Raw genomic sequence first — 22,029 nt, 5'->3', positions numbered from 1 at the left:
GTGTTATTAAGTAAGAATGGATTTATAGAAAATTAACATCAGTAGAAAAAGAAGAATTAAAGCTTTACCATAGAAGCGAAAGGGATAAGAGGATTTGTGATAGAATCAAAGCTGTTCTCACGTATGATGATAGCTATAGTATTGATGAGATATCAAAAGTGTTATTACTGAGTGATGAAGGGATAAGAAAACATTTAATAGATTATCATAATGCTCAGAAGCTTAAGCCTGGAAATGGCGGTAGTGATAGTAAACTTACTAGACAGGAGGAAGCAGAGTTAATAGTTCATCTAGAAAATAATAATTATATGTATGCTAGAGATATAGGTTTGTTCATAGAACGTCAATATGGAGTAATCTATACATTAGCTGGGGTAATCAAGCTGTTACACAGACTTGGTTTTAGTTATAAGAAACCTAAGTTAATTCCTGGAAAAATAGATTTAGCTAAGCAAGAGGAATTTAAGCTGCAATATAGTTTGCTAAAAAATAATTTAGCTAAAGATGAGTCTATTTATTTTATGGATAGTGTTCATCCTCAATACCAAACTCGAGCAAAATTTGGTTGGATTAGAAAGAATGTAGTTAAAACATTACCAAGTTTCAGTGGTTGGAAGCGTAAACATATTATTGGTGCTATTAATCTTAAGGATTTAGAGGTAGTAACAACTGACAATCCTAAGGTTAATGGTGATTATATTATTGAATTTTTAAAGAAATTAGAAGCAAATAATCAAGATAAAAGTAAGATTTATTTGATATGCGATAATGCTGGATATCATAGGTCAAAAAAGGTAAAAGAATATCTACAATACAGTAAAATAGAGTTACTATTTTTGCCAGCATATAGTCCTAATTTGAATCCAATTGAACGACTGTGGAAATTTATGCATTCTGTTGTAAGTAACAATAAATTTTATGCGAATTTTGAGACATTTACTGATTCTATACGAATATTTTTTGAAAATATTGAAAAATATAAAAATAAAATTTCTTCATTGGTAAATGACAATTTTCAAACCATTGTGCCTAATCATTTTAACAACTCTTCAGGTAAAAGAAGTATACTCATAAAAATCAGAGTTATTTTCCCACAGTTCACGCACCTTAACAAATAAAAATAAATGAACAGGGAAGCCAAAAAACCGCTCCATTTGCATTCGAGATTTTGCCCCTATTTCTTTGATTTTAGAACCGTTTTTACCAAGTATTATAGTTTTATAGCTCTCTCTTGAAACTACTATAACCTGATTAATCTTTACGGATTTATCTTTGAGTTCTTCCCATTTTTCGGTTTGTACGGTTAATTTATAAGGTAGCTCTTGCTGCAAATTAAAAAATAATTGCTCTCTCGTGATTTCTGCGGCAATAAAACGCATCGGTAAATCCGTTATGTCGTCTTCTGCATAAAGCCAAGGAGAAATTTTTGCCTTACCTGTTATATATTCAAGTAATCCATCAATATTTTTGCCCGATAAAGCAGATATAGGAAAAAGCAAACTATCAGGATGATTTTCCGTTAAAAAAGCCTTAATGTCATCTATATATTTTGATTCGATGTCTATTTTATTCAATAAAAATATCGGAACAATATTAAGTGAACGAAGCTTATTTAAAATATCGTGCGTTACATCATCAAACGGTTTTAAACTATCGATAATTAACATTACTAAATCCGCACTATGCAAACTAGACCACGCACATCTGACCATCGCCTTCTCAAGCGTTCCTTTCGGCTCAAATATTCCCGGCGTATCGTATAAAATTACCTGCGTATCTTTTAAGGTAATAATACCGGTAATAATTGACCTAGTAGTTTGAACTTTTGGGGTAACGATTGAAAGCTTCTCACCGATCATTCTATTTAACAAAGTCGACTTCCCACTATTTGGTCGCCCAATGATACAAACCGAAATTGTTTTTTGAACTTGTTTTGTCATATTTTAATACATCTAGCTTCCTAACGCCAGTTTAGGATAAGAAGAGTTTAAGATTATCGAAAAAAGAGTTTAAAATATTAGTTTTAGTAATATTAAAAGCATTAACACAAGCTAGAATATGAACTAAAAAATTAGTAGGTGATCGATGCCTTGAGTGTTCAAGATTCATATTATTTTTTAGGACATTAAATACTGACTCAACCAACGACCTTTTTCTAAGCTGTATTTTATCTTCCATTTCCAATAAATGATTCTTCATATCTTTTCTAATTCCTGTAAATAAGCGTAATCCACGACCTAATAATTTAGTAAATAATTCCTTAGAAATATATCCCTTATCACCAAAGAGTTTACCTTGTAATCCATCAGTTATATCGTCTGCTACCGATAAATCACTATTATTTGCTTTGGTAATTTTGATCGCCATAATCGCTCCCTTATTGTTAATTACTATATGCAACTTAAACCCCATAAACCATCCATAACTACTCATCCCTATTTTAGCTATATACTTCTTTAACTTGAAAAGTTGGAAAATGAATATTTAGATGAGCGAATAATCAATGTTCTTATGGATAATTAATATCTAATACTACCAATTCTTCAGGTAAAAGAAGTATAGTTACCTAACTGAGCTAAAACCATAGCTTTATTATAATATAATCCTGCATTATTAGGATTTAATTCTATAGCTTTGTTAAAATTTATAAGTGCCAAAGCATATTGTTTTGAACTATATAAAACTCTAGCTTTATTATAATATGAATAAAAATTTTCAGGTTCTGATTCAATACATTTATTAATAGCTTCAAGTGCTACATCATATTTTCCTTCTACACTAAACATACAAGCTTTAATAGCATAAAGGTTTTGAGAAGTAGCTTCTTGTACTAAATCTCCTACTAAATCTTCTTCACATAATTGGGCTACACTTAAAGCTTTATCAACACAAAAAACTGCGTCATCACGTTTCAAATTAAATGCCTTAATAAAGTCTTGAGACAATTTATTTTTATCTAACTTTTGTAGAATAACATTTTTATCATGGTATAAATCTGCATTATTTGGATCTAGCTCAATCGCTTCATCATAAGCCTCAATAACTGCATCATATCTACCTTGATTTGTGAGGTCTAAATCTATAGATTTATTTATTACTTTAAATGCTGATTCATAATCACCTAATTTAATTAATGTTATACCTTTATCATGATACAAATCCGCATCATTAGGGTTTAACTCCATAGCTTTGTTGTAACTTTCTACTGCTAAGTCATATTTTTTTAATGCTACCAACGCCAAAGCCTTAGCAGCATGAACATTTAAATTATTATCCGCTAATTTAATAGCTTCATCAAGACTCTTTACTACTAAATCAAATTTACCTAGCGTAAATAAAAATTTGCCTTTACTCTCATAAAAAATGGGGTTATTAGGATTCAACTCAATAGCTTTGTCAACGGCTAAAATAGCTAATTCATGTAAACCTAAGTTATATAATGTTGTTCCTTTATTGTGGTAAAAAAATGCGTTTGTGGGATCTAAAGTAATAGCTATATCACAATTCTTAACCGCTAAACTATACTCTTGTAATTTATTTAGAACGAATGCTTTAAGATGATAAAATTCTGAGCGAGTAGGATTTAATTCAATGGCTTTATTTATACTATCAATAGCTATATCATGTAAATTTGATGCATATAAAGCCCTCCCTTTATTATAATAAGCATCTGAACGGTTCGGAGCTATTATAAAATAGCTTTATTATAAGCTTCGATTGCTAAATGGCATCGACCGAATCTTAATAACTTATTACCTTTAGATATAGAAAGTGACCACCGTAAATATTTTATCATATTATGCTCTCGCTGTTATATTACATTTTGATAATTATTTATTTGAGCTTATGTAATAATTTCCTTGCTGCGTTTTTTTCGGCTTCTTTTATAGAATACCCCGTACCTGTTTGTTCATAATCTTTTACTTTCACAAGCACTGTAAAAGTTGATGAATGGGCTGCTCCTTCTCTTTTTATCAGACGGTATATAGGTAGGTGATGGCTACTCGCTTGAGCCCATTCTTGTAAAGCAGTTTTTGGATCATAATCCGTTAAATTCTGAACTTTTATAAATTCTGCCCATAATTTCCCGATAATATTATGGGTTGTTTCAATATTGCTATCAAGATATATAGCTGCAATCAAAGCTTCCGTGGCATTTTCTATATTATTAGGATTATCTCGCCCTCCTGCTACTTCTTCACCATGAGTTATAATTATATAATCTTTTAAAGCAAGTTTAGCCCCAACCATACATATTGTTTCTTTGCAAACTAAATATGATCTAGTTTTAGCTAAATTCCCCTCATTATAATTTGCAAAATTTCTAAATAAAATTTCCGTGACTACTAAATTTAATACAGCATCACCTAGGAACTCTAATCGTTCATAATCTTTATTATCCTTATACTCATGATGTTGTCTTAAAGACGGGTGACTCAACGCCTCTATTAAAAGCTCTTTATTTTTGAAACTATAGCCAAGCAGCTTTTCTAACTTCTCAAATGCTACCATTAAACCTCTGATAAATGTGACGCCGATGTAGACGAGATTTAATTTGGAAAAGAGCAAGGCACTTTGAAGCTTATAACCGCAGCGTATATATAATACGTGAGGATTATAAGCGAAAAGTAACGCCGCCAATTTTTCAAATTAAATGAGTATACTAATCCGTGTTATAAAGATTTCTGAAAATTCGATTTAACCTAACAGATTCAATCCATGGTTTTAACCTTAGTACTAGATTAATAACTCCTATATCATTATCCCACCAAGTTATTTTTGTTGAGAACCAAATAAATTGTGCTTTAGCAATAAAATTTTCAAACGGTACAAATCCAAGATTTACTCTACTATCATTTGACTGATCTCTATTATCCCCTAAAAAGAAATATTTTCCTTCAGGTACATAAAAAACATCCGTGTTACCGTATCTATCATTATATATAACGCCAAAAATAGGAACAAGCTTATAAGAAAAATATGTTCTACCGTTTGGCAAGGTTTCTTTAAACTTCAAATATTTTATTCCCTCTTCGCTTATATAAGTTCCAACTTCCATGCGTTCTATTTTTTTATCGTTAATATATATTACGTCATCAATCAATTGAATTTTATCGCCGGGTAGCCCTATTAAACGCTTTATATATCTAACATTCATATCGTTAGGCGGACGAAAAACTATAATATCGCCACGCTCCGGTTCACAAGCAAATATTCGTCCTTTAAAAAGAGGAATAAAATCGAAAAAAGATAAAGAATAATTACTATAACCATAACTATATTTCGTAGAAAATATATAGTCATTCTCAAGTATGGTTGCTTTCATAGAACCGGTCGGAACGGTAAACGGCTCCATAATAAGTATTCTAATAAGTAAAGCGATACATATTACAAAAGCAAAAGACCCCCACTCTTGCCTAGCTGTTTTATTAGTGTTTGATTTTGTATTATCTGTTTGCATAATATTTTTTTTAATTAATCAAGCTTAATATTAGTGGTGGTGCATAGCTCAATTCCACTCCTGTCATCCCGCGACTTGATCGCGGGATCCAGTTAAAAATACTAATATTATTAGTATTTTTATTGTTTCCTGGATACCGTGGTCAAGCCACGGTATGACATAGAAAGGTACTGGATTCCCGCCTACGCGGGAATGACATCCTGAACGTTCATATAGCACTGGACCACCCCTTTATCCTCTCCTCAATCTCGCTTCTAAAATGGCGTATCAGCCCTTGGATCGGCCAAGCTGCCGCATCACCTAAGGCACAAATAGTATGCCCCTCTATTTCTTTCGTAACATTAAGAAGTTCATCTATCTCGGATTTTTGGGCATTACCTTTAACTAGCCGCATCATAACACGCCACATCCAGCCCGTACCCTCACGGCAGGGAGTACATTGCCCGCATGATTCATGCATGTAAAATTTACTAAGCCTTGCTATTGCATAAATAATGTCGGTAGATTTATCCATAACTATAATACCACCTGTACCAAGTCCAGAACCTGCGGTTCTTAAACTATCAAAATCCATATCCACTTCACATAATGACTTAGGAAGTAAAGGCACCGAAGAACCGCCCGGAATTATGGCTTTAAGATTATCCCAACCGCCTCGAACACCACCGGCATATTTCTCAATCAATTCTTTTAACGAAATCCCCATTACCTCTTCAACATTGCAAGGCTTATTAACATGCCCCGATATGCAGAAAATCTTAGTACCGGTATTGTTAGGCTTACCGATAGAAGCAAACCAACTAGCTCCTCGTCTTAAAATGGTCGGCACTACTGCAATAGACTCAACATTATTTATAGTAGTCGGGCAGCCATATAGCCCAAATCCGGCAGGAAAAGGCGGCTTTAAACGAGGCATGCCTTTTTTACCCTCTAAGCTTTCAAGTAATGCAGTTTCCTCACCGCAAATATAAGCCCCCGCCCCGCGGTGTAAATAAATATTACAATCGAAACCTGAGTCACAAGCATTCTTTCCTATTAACCCGTCTTTATAAGCTTCATCTAAAGCACGCTGAATATTAGAAGCTTCATTATAAAACTCACCTCTAATATAGATATAGCAATCATTCGCTCCTATAGCAAAGCTTGCAAGCAAACAGCCTTCTATTAATTTGTGCGGCTCAAACCTTAATATATCACGGTCTTTGCAAGTACCTGGCTCAGACTCATCAGCATTTACTACTAAATAGCAAGGCTTCTCTGAATTTTTAGGCATAAATGACCATTTCATGCCTGTAGAAAACCCAGCACCGCCTCGCCCTCCAAGCCCTGATTTCTTGACCTCTTCAATAATAAACTCTCTACCTTTGTCGAGCAAAGCTTTAGTATTATCCCAATCGCCTCGCTTCTTGCTAGATTTCAAATCATGGCTTTGCTGCCCATGTAGGTTAGTAAAAATTTTGTCTTCTTCTTTTAGCATAAACTATTCTCGTTATGGCTTAAAAACGTCATTGCGAGGAAAGACGAGCGTTGTTGCATGGATTAGTTTTTCAGTTGTCATCCCGCGAGCTTGTAGCAGGATCCAGTTAAAAATACTAATAATATTAGTATTTTTAGTTTTTTTATGGATACCGTGGTCAAGCCACGGTATGACACCGAGAGCGTTTTTAGATCCACACAGGCGATGCCCGCTTGCAATGACGATTTTTTACCTTTCTATTACTTTTTTATCAAACTTTCTATTAGCGAACATTGTAAGTATCGGAGCGGAGATAAAAATTGATGAATAAGTACCGGCTATTATCCCAAAAAATACAAGGACACTAAAACTACGGATTGCCTCACCACCAAAAAGAATAAGGGCTAAATTGGCAAGTAGTGTAGTAATTACCGTTAAAATAGTTCTTGATAAAGTCTCATTGATACTTAAATTTATAATTTCCGTGATATTTTTTTTATGATATTTACGTAAATTTTCTCTAATCCTATCATATATTACTACCGAATCATTAACGGAATAACCTATAATAGTTAACACTGCGGCAATAGTGCTTAAGTTAAAATCAAGCTTTGTCATACTCATAAACCCAAGAGCGAGTATTACGTCATGCACTAAGGAGATAAGTATACCAAGACCAAAATACCACTCAAAACGCACCCAAATATAAACCATAATAGCTAAGAAAGAGAACAGCATCGCCATAGCCCCCGCTTCTATTAGCTGCCTACCGACTTGCGGACCGACAAAATCTACCTTACGATATTCAAACTTATACGGAAAATTACTTTGCAAAGATGCTTTAATTAACTCAATATTTTTCATGAGATTTTCTTCGCTACTACTACCGAATCTAATCGATAAATCACGCTCACTACCGAAATTCTGTAAGACCACCTCACCTATTCCAAGCTCACCTAGAACCCCCCGCATTTTTGGCAAATCAGGAGCTTGATCAAGCCTTACTTCAATAACTATACCGCCGGCAAAATCAATACCGAAATTAAATTTATATATCCCGATCCAAATAAAGCTAATGAGTGATAAAATAATTGAGAAAGTGTAACTGACTTTTTTAAAGTTCATAAAATCAAAATCGATTTTATTAGGTAAAAGCCTTAAAGGATAAATTTGCATTATTATATATTGAATAAGAATTACATTATTTGTATTATATAGTAATTTTAAAAAGGTTAAATGATTTTTTATGTCAGAAGTAGTAGTAAAAGAACAATTAGAACAATATATAAGCAAAATAGAAAGATTAGAACAAGAAAAAGCTGATTTATCTCAAGAAGTAAAAGATATTTTCCAAGATGCTTCTTCACATGGATTTGATGTTAAAGCTATGAAATCTATATTAAAGCTGAAAAAATTGGATAAAGACAAACTTGCCGAGCAGGATGCTATGCTTGAACTTTATAGAGATACTTTAGGGATTTAGTAGGTTTGCTTGCATGAATACTTAAGTCGTCATTGCGAGCAGCCATAGGCTGCGTGGATCTAAAAACGCCTCGGTGTCATACCGTGGCTTGACCACGGTATCCATAAAAAAACTAAAAATACTAACAATGTTAATATTTTTAACTGGATCCCGCGATCAAGTCGCGGGATGACACTGGAAAGCCAATCCACGCAACAACACCAAGCATATTTAAGCTTTTGCTGCTTTGGTTTTAGCAATAGGGATATGTCTCTCTTTAATTCTAGCAGACTTACCGCTTCTATTTCTTAAATAATAAAGTTTAGCACGACGAACTACCCCGTATTTTACTACATCAATAGAGTATACTATCGGCGAGTAAGTCATAAAGCGTCTTTCGACACCTTTACCATGGCTAATTTTACGTACTAAGAAAGATGAAGTAATACCACGATTTCTTTTTGCGATAACTACACCTTCATAAGCTTGAAATCTTTCCGTTAATTTTTCCTTACCGTCTTTCTCAATCGATCTATCAATAATTTTAACAGTTACCTTAACTGTATCGCCGGCTTCAAAATCAGGAATTTTTTTATTTGCAGTAAGCTTTGAAATATTTTCCTGTTCAAAGCGGTCAATAATATTCATTTTTTTAACTCCTTAACTCTATAAATCTTTAAGTAACTCCGGACGGCGTAATTTAGTAATCATACGTGATTGCTCTTTTTTCCACTCATTAATTAGACTGTGGTTACCGGATAATAAAACACTCGGTACAGCTCGATCACGCCAAATTTCAGGTCTTGTATATAGACCGCATTCAAGCCCGCCCTTAAATTCCCCGTCTTCTTCAAAAGACTCGGAAGATAAGGTATTTTGGTTCATTAAAACACCTGGCAGTAGTCTAATTAAGCAATCGAGAATGGCAAGGGTAGGTATTTCTCCGCCGGATAAAATGTAGTCGCCTACACTAATTTCCTCAACATTATACTCTTCAATTACACGTTCGTCAATCCCTTCGTAACGTCCACATAAGAATATAAGGTTTTTATTTTTTAACATCTCCTTAGCAAAGCTTTGAGTAAAGACTCTACCGCGAGGTGAAGGATAGTAAATTTCAGCATTAGGATTTAAAGAAAGGGCATAATCTATACTACTGCCTAAAACATCAGGACGCATTATAAGCCCGTCACCACCGCCGTAAGCTTCATCATCGACATTTTTATGCTTAGTTAGACCGAAATCCCGAATATTGATAATATCATATGACCAAATATTTTTATGCAGTGCTTGCCCTGCTAAAGAATACCTCAGAGTACCAGGAAACATTTCAGGAAAAACTGTTAAGATTGTAGCGTGAAGTATAGACATACCTTAAAATAGTAGCCAGTACCAATTAATGCAATAAAATTATAATTTAATTATTTACCCCACCCACCTGTCCTATAATCTTCTTTTCTTTGTTTTTTAGCAGCAGCTGTTGCACCACTCCTAAATGCTTCAGCTTTTTGTTGATTCGTTTTATGAGCTGGATCACTTTGAAATTTTTGAAATTCTGCTTTCTTAGTAGCTTCTATATAACGACTTTTTATTTTCTCTAAGCGTCTCATAGCATCTTTATCTAAACTAATACCTGCTTCTTTTGCTTGCTGCTCTATTTTTAATGCTGTCTTACAACCTGCTGCTGCGTTTTTAGCTATAACTTGCTTCTGCATAAAATTCACTCTAGAATCTTTCTTCATTGCATCATTATATATGGATTTATCTTATTATTTTTAATATCCTTTATTTGTTTTTCTGCTTTCTTTTTATCAAAATCTTCCGGCATAACTTCCCTCAAAATTTAAGTTAAAAATATATCTATAGTTGCATATATTTTATTTCAAAAAAAGTTAATAAAGAAAAATAGAGGTAGAAGTAATTAAAAATTAACCAATTTGTGTTATAAAAACTTCATCACTTCTTCAGCGATGATTAGCTCTTCGTTTGTCGGCACAGCAAAAACTTTAACCTTACTATCAGATGCACTTATTAGATGCTCGTTTTTTTGGTTTTTTGTATCATCTATTTTAATGCCTAGCCATAAAAGTTTTTCGGTAATCATTTCACGTATTACAGGGGAATTCTGTCCGACACCGGCAGTAAAAATTAGACAATCAAGCCCCTCAAGAGCAGCAGTTAGCTTACCTATTTCAAGTACAATGCGATACACGAATAAATCTATAGCAAATTTAGCATCAGGTGAGTTACTGGCAAGCAAAGTACGCATATCAGAGCTCTCACCGGACATACCGAGTAACCCTGATTTCTTATATAGTAACTCAGTTACTTCTTTTTAAATCACCGAGTGCTTCTACTAATTTATGGCTATTAGCAAAATTTCCTGCTTCATTATGATTGCCGTAATGATCAAAATTTAGTAATAGTTCTTCTTGAGAATTTTTATAAAAAATGTTGGTAAATAACCGCATTTCGCCGTCAATTTTAACTTCTACTGCTTTATTTTGTAAAAATTTAACTCCGTTGATACTTGTTTTACAATATGTAATACCTAAGGTTATTATCTAGTTTCTTTTCAACTTCTTTCGCAATTTTTGCAAAACAATTAAGCCCCTTATATACTTCTTTTACCTGAAGAATTGGTAGTATTAGATATTAATTATCCATAAGAACATTGATTATTCGCTCATCTAAATATTCATTTTCCAACTTTTCAAGTTAAAGAAGTATAGATTATCATAATGCTCAGAAGCTTAAGCCTGGAAATGGCGGTAGTGATAGTAAACTTACTAGACAGGAGGAAGCAGAGTTAATAGTTCATCTAGAAAATAATAATTATGTGTATGCTAGAGATATAGGTTTGTTCATAGAACGTCAATATGGAGTAATCTATACATTAGCTGGGGTAATCAAGCTGTTACACAGACTTGGTTTTAGTTATCAGAAACCTAAGTTAATTCCTGGAAAAATAGATTTAGCTAAGCAAGAGGAATTTAAGCTGCAATATAGTTTGCTAAAAAATAATTTAGCTAAAGATGAGTCTATTTATTTTATGGATAGTGTTCATCCTCAATACCAAACTCGAGCAAGATTTGGTTGGATTAGAAAGAATGTAGTTAAAACATTACCAAGTTTCAGTGGTTGGAAGCGTAAACATATTATTGGTGCTATTAATCTTAAGGATTTAGAGGTAGTAACAACTGACAATCCTAAGGTTAATGGTGATTATATTATTGAATTTTTAAAGGAATTAGAAGCAAATAATCAAGATAAAAGTAAGATTTATTTGATATGCGATAATGCTGGATATCATAGGTCAAAAAAGGCAAAAGAATATCTACAATACAGTAAAATAGAGTTACTATTTTTGCCAGCATATAGTCCTAATTTGAATCCAATTGAACGACTGTGGAAATTTATGCATTCTGTTGTAAGTAACAATAAATTTTATGCGAATTTTGAGACATTTACTGATTCTATACGAATATTTTTTGAAAATATTGAAAAATATAAAAATAAAATTTCTTCATTGGTAAATGACAATTTTCAAACCATTGTGCCTAATCATTTTAACAACTCTTCATGTTGAAGAAGTATATAGATGTATCAAAAGCAACATTAGATATATCTATGAATAAAAAACATTATAAAATTAAGCTTTGTGTATTAGAATCGACGGAAGGTTATGAGCGTCTTGTAATGAAGAAGCTTCAAGAGTGGGATATTGTGGTACATAGAACACACCCAAATAAGGTATATGCCTTTGCTAAAGCTAGTAACCATTTTGCAAAGACTGATAAATTAGATGCGATATTACTAGAGCAATACGCTATTTTTGTTTCTAATGAAGAAAAAGGCGATGCTATTCTTTCTGATTTACAGTATGAATTGCAATCCCTAAGGCTAGTAGAAAAGAGCTTAGAAGAAGAGCTACATGCTAATCAATGTAGAGTTAAGATTTGCACGGGTAAGAGTAAAAAATATTTAGATAAACAAATAGAATTTATCAAAGAGCAACTTAAGAAAATTAAAGCTGATATTAATAAGTTGATAAAAGAAGATGAGGATTTAAGCTCTAAAAGCAAATTATTAACAAGTTATAAAGGCGTAGGAGAAAAGACTGCAAATACTTTATTAATAGACGTACCTGAACTTGGTAAGTTAAATAATAAAGAGATTGCAAGCTTAGTTGGGGTAGCACCTAAAACTAACCAGAGCGGTCAAAAAACTAAAATAGCTAAGATTAGCGGTGGTAGGTTTGGTGCTAGAAAAGCTTTATATATGGCGGCACTGGTTGCTATGCGATATAACTGTAAAATGAAGCAATTATATTAACGTTTAATTGCTTCAGGCAAAAAAGCTAAAGTAGCTTTGGTTGCCGTCATGCGTAAAATTATTATTTGTTTAAATTCTATGCTAAAACATAACGAAATTTATCAAATTTAACGCTTTTTACTCTTGACTCTTAAGACGGTAGATTCCGTCTTCTTCAATCTCTGGAGAATTAATTTTTAACGGAGCTTGACCTATCATTGCTAAAGCCTCGTTAAAAGATAATTCTTCGTTTTTAACTACTTTGAGTTTCATACCGAACTACCAAGGGTTTATAAGATAAATAATGAAAAATCTTTTGGTTGCCGCAATGTAGACAATAAGCTCCGTTAGCCTAACGTATATAAGTAAAATAATTTATGTACTTTTGTTCAGTTAGGTAATTTTTCTAATAAATCAACAACACTTTTAAAATCTAACACTTAACTATACTCGTACAGTATATTATATCGAAAAAATTTGGGTTATACTAAGTATATAAACGCGAATTTAGGATAAGGAAGAAGAGAAGCATGGAATAAGAATAAAGTATTTACAAGTTAAGAGTGTTGGGTTACTGAAGTTTTTCAACAAAAAAACAAGAACCCGACAATGAAAAAATGTATCACAACTTTATTTTAGATACTAGACAATTTTTGTGAAATATATGAAGAATGGGAGAAGCAAAAATTAATACCAACAGATAGAAAACGCCGGAGAGAAGGGAATTTAAGCCTTTCAGAGCTTTTAACTATCGTATTATATTTTTATATATCGCCGTGCAAAGATTTTAAGAATTATTATTTATATCACTTATCATATAAATATAGAGGTTATTTTAAATTACCAAGTTATAGTCGAATAATACAATTATGGTCAAGATTAATTCTACCGCTTGGTTATAATGTTGCAACTATTTAGAGGAGAGGAAACAGGAATTTATTGCATAGATTCAACTAAATTATCGATATGTTATACAAAACGTACAAATAGCAATAAAGTATTTAGTGGTATACTTCTTTTACCTGAAGAATTGGTAGTATTAGATATTAATTATCCATAAGAACATTGATTATTCGCTCATCTAAATATTCATTTTCCAACTTTTCAAGTTAAAGAAGTATATAGCTAAAATAGGGATGAGTAGTTATGGATGGTTTATGGGGTTTAAGTTGCATATAGTAATTAACAATAAGGGAGCGATTATGGCAATCAAAATTACCAAAGCAAATAATAGTGATTTATCGGTAGCAGACGATATAACTGATGGATTACAAGGTAAACTCTTTGGTGATAAGGGATATATTTCTAAGGAATTATTTACTAAATTATTAGGTCGTGGATTACGCTTATTTACAGGAATTAGAAAAGATATGAAGAATCATTTATTGGAAATGGAAGATAAAATACAGCTTAGAAAAAGGTCGTTGGTTGAGTCAGTATTTAATGTCCTAAAAAATAATATGAATCTTGAACACTCAAGGCATCGATCACCTACTAATTTTTTAGTTCATATTCTAGCTTGTGTTAATGCTTTTAATATTACTAAAACTAATATTTTAAACTCTTCTTATCCTAAACTGGCGTTATAACTGCCTAATTTTATTGTAATAATTTATAAAAAGAAAATTATAGATAGAAATTAAAATCAAGTAAATAAATTATCATATTTCTTTTATACATCTCAGAGTTAATACATTTTATTTAATTTCCTTTGAGAAAAAATCAATAGGTTTGACTTTTCTAACATATTCTAGTATAATATGTATCTTCAAAATAAATAGAAAAATTTAATTTATGAGTACTCCCAAAAGTGACAATTATCTCTCGGAACTAAGAAAGGTAATTTGGCCTATAGAAAGATATGAAAATAAGAAGTTTCTTCCTATGGCGTTTATGATGTTCTGTATTTTATTAAACTACTCAACGCTTCGTTCAATTAAAGACGGATTTGTAGTAACGGATATAGGGGCAGAAGCAATAAGTTTCTTAAAAACATACATAGTACTACCTTCTGCCGTAATCGCTATGGTAATTTATGTTAAGCTCTGCGATATTTTAAAGCAAGAAAACGTATTTTATGTTATTACTTCATTTTTCTTAGGGTATTTTGCGTTATTTGCGTTTGTTCTTTACCCCTACCCTGATTTAGTTCATCCTGATCCTGAAACCATAGAATCTTTAAGTTTAGCTTACCCTAATTTTAAATGGTTTATAAGAATAGTTGGGAAATGGAGTTTTGCATCTTTTTATACTATGGCAGAGCTTTGGGGAACAATGATGCTAAGTTTATTATTTTGGCAGTTTGCTAACCAAATTACTAAAACCGATGAAGCTAAACGTTTTTACTCAATGTTTGGTTTACTTGCTAATTTAGCATTGCCTGTAACATCCGTGATTATTGGATATTTCTTGCATGAAAAAACTCAAATAGTTGCAGAATATCTAAAATTTGTGCCTTTATTTGTTATAATGATAACAAGTAGCTTTTTGATAATATTAACATATAGATGGATGAATAGAAACGTTCTAACCGATCCTAGACTTTATGATCCGGCATTAGTAAAAGAAAAGAAAGCTAAAGCTAAAATGTCATTAATAGACAGTTTTAAAATGATCTTTACCTCTAAGTATGTAGGTTATATTGCATTGTTACTTATTGCTTATGGTATTTCAGTAAACTTAGTTGAAGGCGTTTGGAAATCCAAAGTAAAAGAATTGTATCCGACGAAAGAGGCTTATACTATATATATGGGTAAGTTCCAATTTTATCAGGGTTGGGTTGCAATTGCTTTCATGCTTATAGGTAGTAATATTTTAAGAAAAGTATCATGGTTAGCTGCAGCTATGATAACTCCATTAATGATGTTAATTACTGGTGCAGCGTTTTTTGCATTTATCTTTTTTGATAGTGTTATTGCTATGTATTTAACAGGTATTCTTGCTTCAGGTCCTTTAGCACTTGCTGTTATGATCGGTATGATTCAAAATGTTTTAAGTAAAGGTGTAAAATATTCTTTATTTGATGCCACTAAAAACATGGCATATATTCCGCTTGATAAGGATTTACGAGTAAAAGGACAGGCTGCTGTTGAAGTTATCGGAGGGAGATTCGGTAAATCGGGTGGTGCTATTATTCAATCCACATTCTTTATTTTATTTCCCGCATTCGGTTTTGTTGAGGCAACACCATATTTTGCTTCTATATTCTTTGTAATAGTAATATTATGGATATATGCCGTTAAAGGTTTAAATAAAGAGTATCAAGTTTTGGTAAATAAAACTGAAAAATAGAGTTTGTTAAAATAAAAAAGCAAGTTTCTTAGAAACTTTTTATAGTCGGAGAGTTTATAATATGACAGATACAAAACCCAAAATTAAAACTCCAAGGTCGCCATATGTAAAAAAATATAATAGTTGGCGAATAAGGATTTTGTATTCTATTATTATAGGTTATGCGACTTTTTATTTTTGTCGTCAGAATTTTAATATAGCAACACCTGCTATAAGAGAATATTTTGGGGTTACTAAAACGCAAATTGGTTGGATATTAACTGCTTCATCTATTATGTATGGAGTTAGTAAAGCTTGTAACGGGTTTATTAGCGATAAAGTTAATGCTCGGATATTTATGGTTTTGGGTCTTTTATTTGTTGGGGTCATTACTATTCTAATAGGTTTTGCAGATTCTTTATGGCTTATAGGAATTTTATGGATAGCCAGTAACTGGTTTCAATCTATGGGTTGGCCTCCTGCAACAAAAATGCTTACTCACTGGTTCGCTTCAAAAGAACTTGGAACTAAATGGGCTATGGGTGCAACTTCTAATCAAATAGGTGGTGCCCTTGCTATGATAAGCTGCGGTTATTTAATCGATAAATTTGATTGGAGAGCCGCTTTTTTCGTTCCCGGTGTAGTTGCTTGTGTAGTATCGCTTTTTTTATATGATAGGCTTCGTAATTCTCCAAAAGAAGTAGGTTTATCTACCGTAGAGGAATATAAAGAATATCCGCCTGAAGCTATAGGGGATTACGAGAAGCTATTAACTCCTCAATTACTTAAAATGGTCTTTTGTAATAAGCTAATATGGTATGTTTGTTTAGCAAACATGTTTGTTTATATAATACGTTCTGGAGTAATTTATTGGGCTCCAACATTTTTAAAAGATTTACGTAATATAAGCCTTGCAAATGCAGGCTTACAAATCGGTTTATATGAAATGATAGGTATCCCAGGGGCATTAATAGCAGGTGTTTTATCTGATAAACTATTTCAAGGTCGTCGAGGTCCTGTTGCATCCATATGTATGGTATCGCTTAGCTTATTGTTAATCTTGTTTTGGAAAATTCCTATTCAAAGTGAATTATTAAGTATAGTAATTCTTTCTTTAATAGGCTTTTTTGTTTCAGGACCTCAGCTTCTTGTAGGTATAGCAGCTGCTGATTTTAGTACTCGTCAAGCTGTAGGTACGGCTAATGGATTATCAGGGTTATTTGGTTATTTAGGAGCGGCTATTGCGGGAGTCGGCATAGGATGGATTAGCGATAATTACGGTTGGAATGGGGTATTTATATTTTTCAGTATTTCTGCTCTTTTAGGAGGAGGGTTATTTGCTTTAACATGGAATCGTTCAGCTAAAAAATGAATTTAACAATTATATAAAAATTATATAAATAGGTTATAAAATGACAATACAATATACTTTTTCAATGATTAAGCCTGATGCTATCAAGAGGAATAAAATAGGACAAGTTAATACTTATTTGGAAAATGCAGGCTTAAAGATAGTAGCTCAGAAAATGAAATTTTTAACTAAATATGAAGCTGAGTGTTTCTACGATGAACATAGAGCAAGACCGTTTTTTAATAGCTTAGTTGAATATATTACTTCAGGAGCGGTAGTACTTCAAGTTCTTAAGGGGGAAGATGCTATAATTTTAAACCGTACCATTATGGGTGCAACTAATCCTGCTGAAGCTGAAGCAGGAACTATTAGAAAAGATTTAGGCGAATCTATTGAGGCTAATAGTATTCATGGTTCAGATAGTGAAAGCAGTGCGAAAAGAGAAATCGAATTTTTCTTTAACAAATCTGAAATTATAGAATAATTAATGCTAAAATATGACGTAATAGTTATAGGTGGTGGACATGCAGGCGTAGAAGCAGCAGCCGCTTCTGCACGTCTTGGAGCTTCTACTCTCTTAATTACGTTAAAACCGGAAAATTTAGGCGAAATGTCTTGCAATCCAGCAATTGGTGGAATTGCAAAAGGCACATTAGTTAAAGAAATCGACGCCCTTGATGGGCTAATGGGTTATGTTATAGATCAAGCCGGTATACATTATAAAATGCTGAATGAGACTAGAGGACCGGCAGTTTGGGGACCTAGAGCTCAAGCTGATCGAAAGCTTTATAAAAAAGCGATGTATCAAATATTAACAAATTACCCTAATCTAGATATACTATATGGAAAGGTGGAAGATATAGAAATTAAATCTTCTAAAGTTGAAGCGGTTATTTTAAATAACGATAGCAAAATTCCTTGTCAAAAAATTATATTAACTACTGGTACTTTTCTATCAGGTCTTATTCATATTGGACAAAAAAAAATTCCTGCCGGTAGAGCAGATGAAGAGCCTTCGTATGGATTATCAAATACACTAAAACAAATAGGTTTTAAACTGGCTCGTTTAAAAACAGGTACACCGCCTCGAGTTGACGGACGTACTATTGATTATAGTAAAACAGCTTTACAGCCCGGCGATAAAACTCCTCGTCCTTTTTCTGAATTAACAAGTGTTGTCAATGTTCCTCAGATAAATTGTTTTATTACAAAAACAACCTCAGAAACTCATGATATTATACGTGAGAACCTTAATAAATCCGCAATGTATTCAGGACAGATAGAAGGAATAGGACCGCGATATTGTCCTTCTATTGAAGATAAAATAGTCAGATTTAGTACAAAATCAGAACATCGTATATTTTTAGAACCTGAGGGGTTAGATGATTATACGATTTATCCAAACGGTATTTCTACTTCTTTGCCTGAAGATGTACAACATAAATTAATTAAAACAATACTAGGATTAGAAAATGTAAAGGTTTTACGTCCAGGTTATGCTATAGAATATGATTATGTTGATCCACGTGAAATAAGTGTTACGCTAGAGACAAAAAAAATAGCTGGATTGTATTTTGCCGGGCAAATTAACGGTACTACAGGATATGAGGAAGCCGCAGGGCAAGGTATAATAGCCGGTATAAATGCTGCTTTAGCAGTAAAAGATCAAGCACCGTTTATGTTAACAAGAGCAAACAGTTATATTGGAGTAATGATTGACGATTTAACAACATTTGGTACTATAGAACCTTATCGTATGTTTACTTCTCGCTCAGAATATAGATTATCTTTAAGAGCAGATAACGCTGATTTACGTTTAACGGAATTAGGGATAAACATTGGTGTTGTATCAGAAAAACGTAAAAAAATATTTACAAAAAAATATGAAGATATAGAAAAAACAAAATCATTATTAAATACTTTGTCTTTAACTACTAGTAAACTTGCTAAAATGGGTATACAGGTTGCACAGGATGGTACATATAAAACAGTATTAGATTTATTTAAAATACCTAGTTTTAATGTTGAACAAGCTATTAAAATTTTTCCTATGCTTAAAGAAACGCAAAATAATAATATTTTGCAATTACTCTATATTGAAGCAAAATATGCTTCATATTTAACTAGACAACACGCAGATATTAATTTATTTCAAAGTGAAGAGGCACAGTTAATACCTAAAAATATTGACTATTTTAAAATACCAAGTATATCATTAGAGATACAGGAAAAACTTTCTTCCCATAAACCTACTACTATTGGTGTAGCACGTCGAATTTCAGGGATTACACCTGCAGCAATTACGGCTATTATAATTTATTTAAAAACTAAATATAGTGATGGAAGTTCCACGTGAAATAATTGAAAAGTTAGAAATTTTTCAAAAGTTAGTTAAAAAATGGAATAAATCAATTAATCTTGTATCGGATAATACTATACATAATTTTTGGCAACGTCATATATTAGACTCATTACAATTAATGCAATATATTGATAATAAAGAAATACACTTGGTTGATATAGGAAGTGGGGCCGGTTTTCCCGGTATAGTATTATCTATAGCAGGGGTAGCAAAAGTAAGTTTAATAGAAGCTGATTTACGTAAATGTATATTTTTAGAAAAAGCATCAAAGATATCAAATAATAACATACAAATAATCAATCAAAGAATAGAAAAAGTAGAAATAGATTGTAGTATATTGACTTGTAGAGCTTTCTCTAAATTAAATACAATATTTAATTGTATAAAAAATATTTCAGTACAAGAAAAATTTTTATTATTAAAAGGAAAAAATTATTTAACAGAAATAGTAGAAGCTAAAGAGATGTGGTTATTTGATTATTTAATACATCAAGGTATTACTTGTGAAGAAGGGAAAATTCTAGAAGTTAGTAATTTAACAAAAATTATATGAGAGTAATTGCTATTGTTAATCAAAAAGGAGGGGTGGCTAAAACTACAACCACTGTAAATTTAGCTACAGCTTTTGCTGCTGTAAATAAAAAAATTTTAGTTATAGATCTTGATCCTCAAGGGAATAGTAGTACCGGTTTTGGAATTAGCCAGCAACAACGCAAAAATACTATATATCAAGTATTAACAAATTTAATAAAATTGAAAGATGCAATAATTTCTACAGACATACCAAATTTAGAAATAATTACTTCAAACACTAATCTATCTGCTGCTGAATTAGATTTAACAAAATTAAAGGACCGAGAATATATTTTAGTGAAGCTATTGGAAGAAATAAAGATATTATATGATTATATAATTATTGATTGCCCTCCTTCATTAAATTTATTAACAGTAAACGCTTTAGTTGCAAGCGATGAAGTGTTGATTCCAATGCAATGTGATTTTTATTCATTAGAAGGATTAAGTCACTTGCTAAAAACAATTGAAATTGTAGAGAAAAAATTAAATCCTAAGATAAAGATTGCAGGTATATTATTTACAATGTATGATAAGCGTAATCGTTTAACTGAACAAGTAGAAGATGATGTTAGAAAATGCTTAGGAGAATTAGTATTTAAAACCGTTATCCCAAGAAATATTAAATTATCTGAAGCACCTTCATATGGAAAACCGGCTATTATATATGATTATAAATGTGCGGGAGCAGTTGCATATATAGAACTTACAAAAGAAATCTTAGAAAGATATGGCAAAAAATAAAGGACTAGGAAGAGGGTTATCTTCATTACTTGGGGAAGAAGTTATTTCTATAGAATCAGAAATAATACAAATAATAAATATTGATAAAATAAGGCCGAATGAGAATCAGCCTAGAAAAAACTTTGAATATGATAACATAAAAGAATTAGCAGATTCTATATTGAATAATGGTTTATTACAGCCTATTATCGTTGATAATAATTTCCAAATTATAGCAGGAGAGCGACGCTGGCGTGCATGTAAATTAGCAAAAGTTTTAGAGATACCAGTAATTATAAAAAATTTAGATGCTAGAGAGAGTATGGAAATAGCATTAATTGAGAACATACAAAGAACTGATTTAACAGTTATGGAAGAAGCTCGTGGCTTTAAATATTTGGTAGAAAATTTTAATTATACGACAGAAAAATTAGCTGAAAGGCTTGGCAAAAGTCGTAGTCATATAGCTAATTTATTGAGGCTTAATAATTTGCCACAATCTATTCAAGATAAAGTAAATGAGAATATATTAAGCATGGGACAAGCTCGATGTTTAATAAATCATGAACATGCAGAAGTAATGGCCGATCATATTATAAGTAATGATTTAAATGTACGTCAAACAGAAGAGCTAGTAAGACAATGGTATAAAAATGAATATACGAAATCTCCTAACAATAATAACAAAGTAGGAAAGCGTTTTTTAAAAGACAATGCTACCGATAATGATCTTGAATCATTAGTAAAAGTTTTATCAGAAAAATTTGGTATAAAAGTAACCATAGAAAATTATTCTTTAGGTGGGAAATTAATATTTCATTATAAAAATTTAGAAGAATTAGACTTGATATTATTAAAATTAAATTAAAAAAACTGTTAAAATGTAAAGTATATATACAGCATTTTATTTCTTAAGATACATACCCAAACAAGAAAAATAATGATAGAAATTACAATGTCTAATTTTGAATTATATGATCATAGAGCAATAAATTCATACAATGCAGTAGTAAATATATTTATCGGTGTAAAATAATAATATAAGGAAATAAGTAAT

The 22,029-nt window shown here is 31.9% G+C and carries 22 protein-coding genes and 4 pseudogenes; 12 read left to right on the top strand and 14 right to left on the bottom strand.

The window, feature by feature from the left end; all coding sequences use genetic code 11:
* Window positions 1–20: 20 nt before the first annotated feature.
* Window positions 21–1,118, top strand: coding sequence for an IS630 family transposase (locus tag AC5584_RS00405; RefSeq protein ID WP_499217065.1), 1,098 nt, complete (start codon window positions 21–23; stop codon window positions 1,116–1,118).
* Here AC5584_RS00405 and era read toward each other — a convergent pair.
* The 8 genes and pseudogenes from era to secF form a co-directional block, all read right to left on the bottom strand.
* Complete coding sequence (gene era, locus AC5584_RS00400) at window positions 1,050–1,940, bottom strand: GTPase Era (RefSeq protein WP_499216486.1); 891 nt, start codon at window positions 1,938–1,940, stop codon at window positions 1,050–1,052. The two genes, AC5584_RS00405 and era, sit on opposite strands and share 69 nt — an antisense overlap.
* Window positions 1,941–1,971: 31 nt before the next feature.
* Window positions 1,972–2,445 (bottom strand): annotated as a pseudogene (locus AC5584_RS00395) (IS982 family transposase); the annotation flags it as partial.
* A 98-nt stretch (window positions 2,446–2,543) separates the two neighbouring features.
* Entirely contained in the window at window positions 2,544–3,689 is a 1,146-nt protein-coding gene (locus AC5584_RS00390; protein WP_499217064.1) for a tetratricopeptide repeat protein, read from the bottom strand.
* Between the two features lie 145 nt (window positions 3,690–3,834).
* Entirely contained in the window at window positions 3,835–4,512 is a 678-nt protein-coding gene (gene rnc / locus AC5584_RS00385; RefSeq protein ID WP_499216485.1) for a ribonuclease III, read from the bottom strand.
* Window positions 4,513–4,663: 151 nt separating this feature from the next.
* On the bottom strand, window positions 4,664–5,461 hold the full coding sequence (lepB, locus tag AC5584_RS00380) for a signal peptidase I (RefSeq protein ID WP_499216484.1): 798 nt from the start codon (window positions 5,459–5,461) through the stop codon (window positions 4,664–4,666).
* Between the two features lie 63 nt (window positions 5,462–5,524).
* Window positions 5,525–5,680: a hypothetical protein gene (locus AC5584_RS00375; protein WP_499217098.1), complete on the bottom strand. Its 156-nt coding sequence runs from the start codon at window positions 5,678–5,680 to the stop codon at window positions 5,525–5,527.
* The gene (gene nuoF / locus AC5584_RS00370) at window positions 5,670–6,938 is read right to left on the bottom strand and encodes an NADH-quinone oxidoreductase subunit NuoF (RefSeq protein WP_499216483.1); all 1,269 of its coding nucleotides are present in this window, start codon (window positions 6,936–6,938) and stop codon (window positions 5,670–5,672) included. The genes AC5584_RS00375 and nuoF overlap by 11 nt, the downstream gene beginning before the upstream one ends.
* 228 nt (window positions 6,939–7,166) lie before the next feature.
* On the bottom strand, window positions 7,167–8,093 hold the full coding sequence (gene secF, locus AC5584_RS00365) for a protein translocase subunit SecF (protein ID WP_499216482.1): 927 nt from the start codon (window positions 8,091–8,093) through the stop codon (window positions 7,167–7,169).
* Between the two features lie 70 nt (window positions 8,094–8,163).
* On the opposite strand from secF, the gene AC5584_RS00360 reads away from it, so the two are divergent.
* The gene (locus AC5584_RS00360; protein WP_004996682.1) at window positions 8,164–8,400 is read left to right on the top strand and encodes a DUF2312 domain-containing protein; all 237 of its coding nucleotides are present in this window, start codon (window positions 8,164–8,166) and stop codon (window positions 8,398–8,400) included.
* Between the two features lie 210 nt (window positions 8,401–8,610).
* Here AC5584_RS00360 and rplS read toward each other — a convergent pair whose 3' ends face one another.
* From rplS to AC5584_RS00335, 5 genes and pseudogenes are all read right to left on the bottom strand, one after another.
* Entirely contained in the window at window positions 8,611–9,027 is a 417-nt protein-coding gene (gene rplS, locus AC5584_RS00355; protein WP_499216481.1) for a 50S ribosomal protein L19, read from the bottom strand.
* Between the two features lie 18 nt (window positions 9,028–9,045).
* Entirely contained in the window at window positions 9,046–9,750 is a 705-nt protein-coding gene (gene trmD / locus AC5584_RS00350) for a tRNA (guanosine(37)-N1)-methyltransferase TrmD (RefSeq protein WP_499216480.1), read from the bottom strand.
* A 50-nt stretch (window positions 9,751–9,800) separates the two neighbouring features.
* A complete protein-coding gene (locus tag AC5584_RS00345) occupies window positions 9,801–10,094 on the bottom strand; it encodes a hypothetical protein (RefSeq protein WP_499217063.1) in 294 nt (97 codons plus the stop codon).
* Between the two features lie 227 nt (window positions 10,095–10,321).
* Window positions 10,322–10,711: pseudogene (locus AC5584_RS00340) on the bottom strand (acetate/propionate family kinase); the annotation flags it as partial.
* Window positions 10,701–10,850, bottom strand: a complete 150-nt coding sequence (locus AC5584_RS00335; protein WP_499216479.1) for a hypothetical protein — start codon at window positions 10,848–10,850, stop codon at window positions 10,701–10,703. The pseudogene AC5584_RS00340 and the gene AC5584_RS00335, both read right to left, overlap by 11 nt.
* Before the next feature lie 257 nt (window positions 10,851–11,107).
* Between AC5584_RS00335 and AC5584_RS00330 the strand changes: the two genes are divergently transcribed.
* Both AC5584_RS00330 and AC5584_RS00325 read left to right on the top strand, forming a co-directional pair.
* Window positions 11,108–11,968, top strand: coding sequence for an IS630 family transposase (locus AC5584_RS00330; RefSeq protein WP_499217062.1), 861 nt, complete (start codon window positions 11,108–11,110; stop codon window positions 11,966–11,968).
* A pseudogene (locus tag AC5584_RS00325) lies at window positions 11,962–12,825 on the top strand (IS110 family transposase). Before AC5584_RS00330 ends, AC5584_RS00325 begins: the two are co-directional and overlap by 7 nt.
* Window positions 12,826–12,831: 6 nt before the next feature.
* On the opposite strand, the gene AC5584_RS00320 reads toward AC5584_RS00325, so the two are convergent.
* A complete protein-coding gene (locus AC5584_RS00320; RefSeq protein ID WP_410527658.1) occupies window positions 12,832–12,966 on the bottom strand; it encodes a hypothetical protein in 135 nt (44 codons plus the stop codon).
* A 366-nt stretch (window positions 12,967–13,332) separates the two neighbouring features.
* Here AC5584_RS00320 and AC5584_RS00315 point away from each other — a divergent pair.
* The 8 genes and pseudogenes from AC5584_RS00315 to AC5584_RS00280 all read left to right on the top strand — a co-directional run bounded on the left by AC5584_RS00315 (window position 13,333) and on the right by AC5584_RS00280 (window position 21,840).
* Window positions 13,333–14,282 (top strand): annotated as a pseudogene (locus AC5584_RS00315) (IS982 family transposase).
* Window positions 14,283–14,487: 205 nt separating this feature from the next.
* A complete protein-coding gene (gene tlc1, locus AC5584_RS00310; protein WP_499216478.1) occupies window positions 14,488–15,984 on the top strand; it encodes an ATP/ADP exchange transporter Tlc1 in 1,497 nt (498 codons plus the stop codon).
* Window positions 15,985–16,045: 61 nt separating this feature from the next.
* Window positions 16,046–17,335, top strand: coding sequence for an MFS transporter (locus AC5584_RS00305; RefSeq protein ID WP_499216477.1), 1,290 nt, complete (start codon window positions 16,046–16,048; stop codon window positions 17,333–17,335).
* A gap of 40 nt (window positions 17,336–17,375) precedes the next feature.
* Complete coding sequence (ndk, locus tag AC5584_RS00300) at window positions 17,376–17,798, top strand: nucleoside-diphosphate kinase (protein ID WP_499216476.1); 423 nt, start codon at window positions 17,376–17,378, stop codon at window positions 17,796–17,798.
* A 3-nt stretch (window positions 17,799–17,801) separates the two neighbouring features.
* Window positions 17,802–19,670 carry a tRNA uridine-5-carboxymethylaminomethyl(34) synthesis enzyme MnmG gene (gene mnmG, locus AC5584_RS00295; protein WP_499216475.1) on the top strand — a complete coding sequence of 623 codons (1,869 nt, stop codon included), beginning with the start codon at window positions 17,802–17,804 and terminating at the stop codon, window positions 19,668–19,670.
* Window positions 19,654–20,229, top strand: coding sequence for a 16S rRNA (guanine(527)-N(7))-methyltransferase RsmG (gene rsmG / locus AC5584_RS00290; RefSeq protein WP_499216474.1), 576 nt, complete (start codon window positions 19,654–19,656; stop codon window positions 20,227–20,229). The genes mnmG and rsmG overlap by 17 nt, the downstream gene beginning before the upstream one ends.
* A complete protein-coding gene (locus AC5584_RS00285; RefSeq protein ID WP_499216473.1) occupies window positions 20,226–20,993 on the top strand; it encodes a ParA family protein in 768 nt (255 codons plus the stop codon). The genes rsmG and AC5584_RS00285 overlap by 4 nt, the downstream gene beginning before the upstream one ends.
* Window positions 20,980–21,840, top strand: coding sequence for a ParB/RepB/Spo0J family partition protein (locus AC5584_RS00280; protein WP_499216472.1), 861 nt, complete (start codon window positions 20,980–20,982; stop codon window positions 21,838–21,840). The genes AC5584_RS00285 and AC5584_RS00280 overlap by 14 nt, the downstream gene beginning before the upstream one ends.
* Window positions 21,841–22,029: the final 189 nt, after the last annotated feature.

Source organism: Rickettsia endosymbiont of Villa modesta, from assembly GCF_964026485.1.
Lineage (GTDB): Bacteria > Pseudomonadota > Alphaproteobacteria > Rickettsiales > Rickettsiaceae > Rickettsia > Rickettsia asembonensis.
This window is presented reverse-complemented; position numbering and strand designations above follow the sequence as displayed.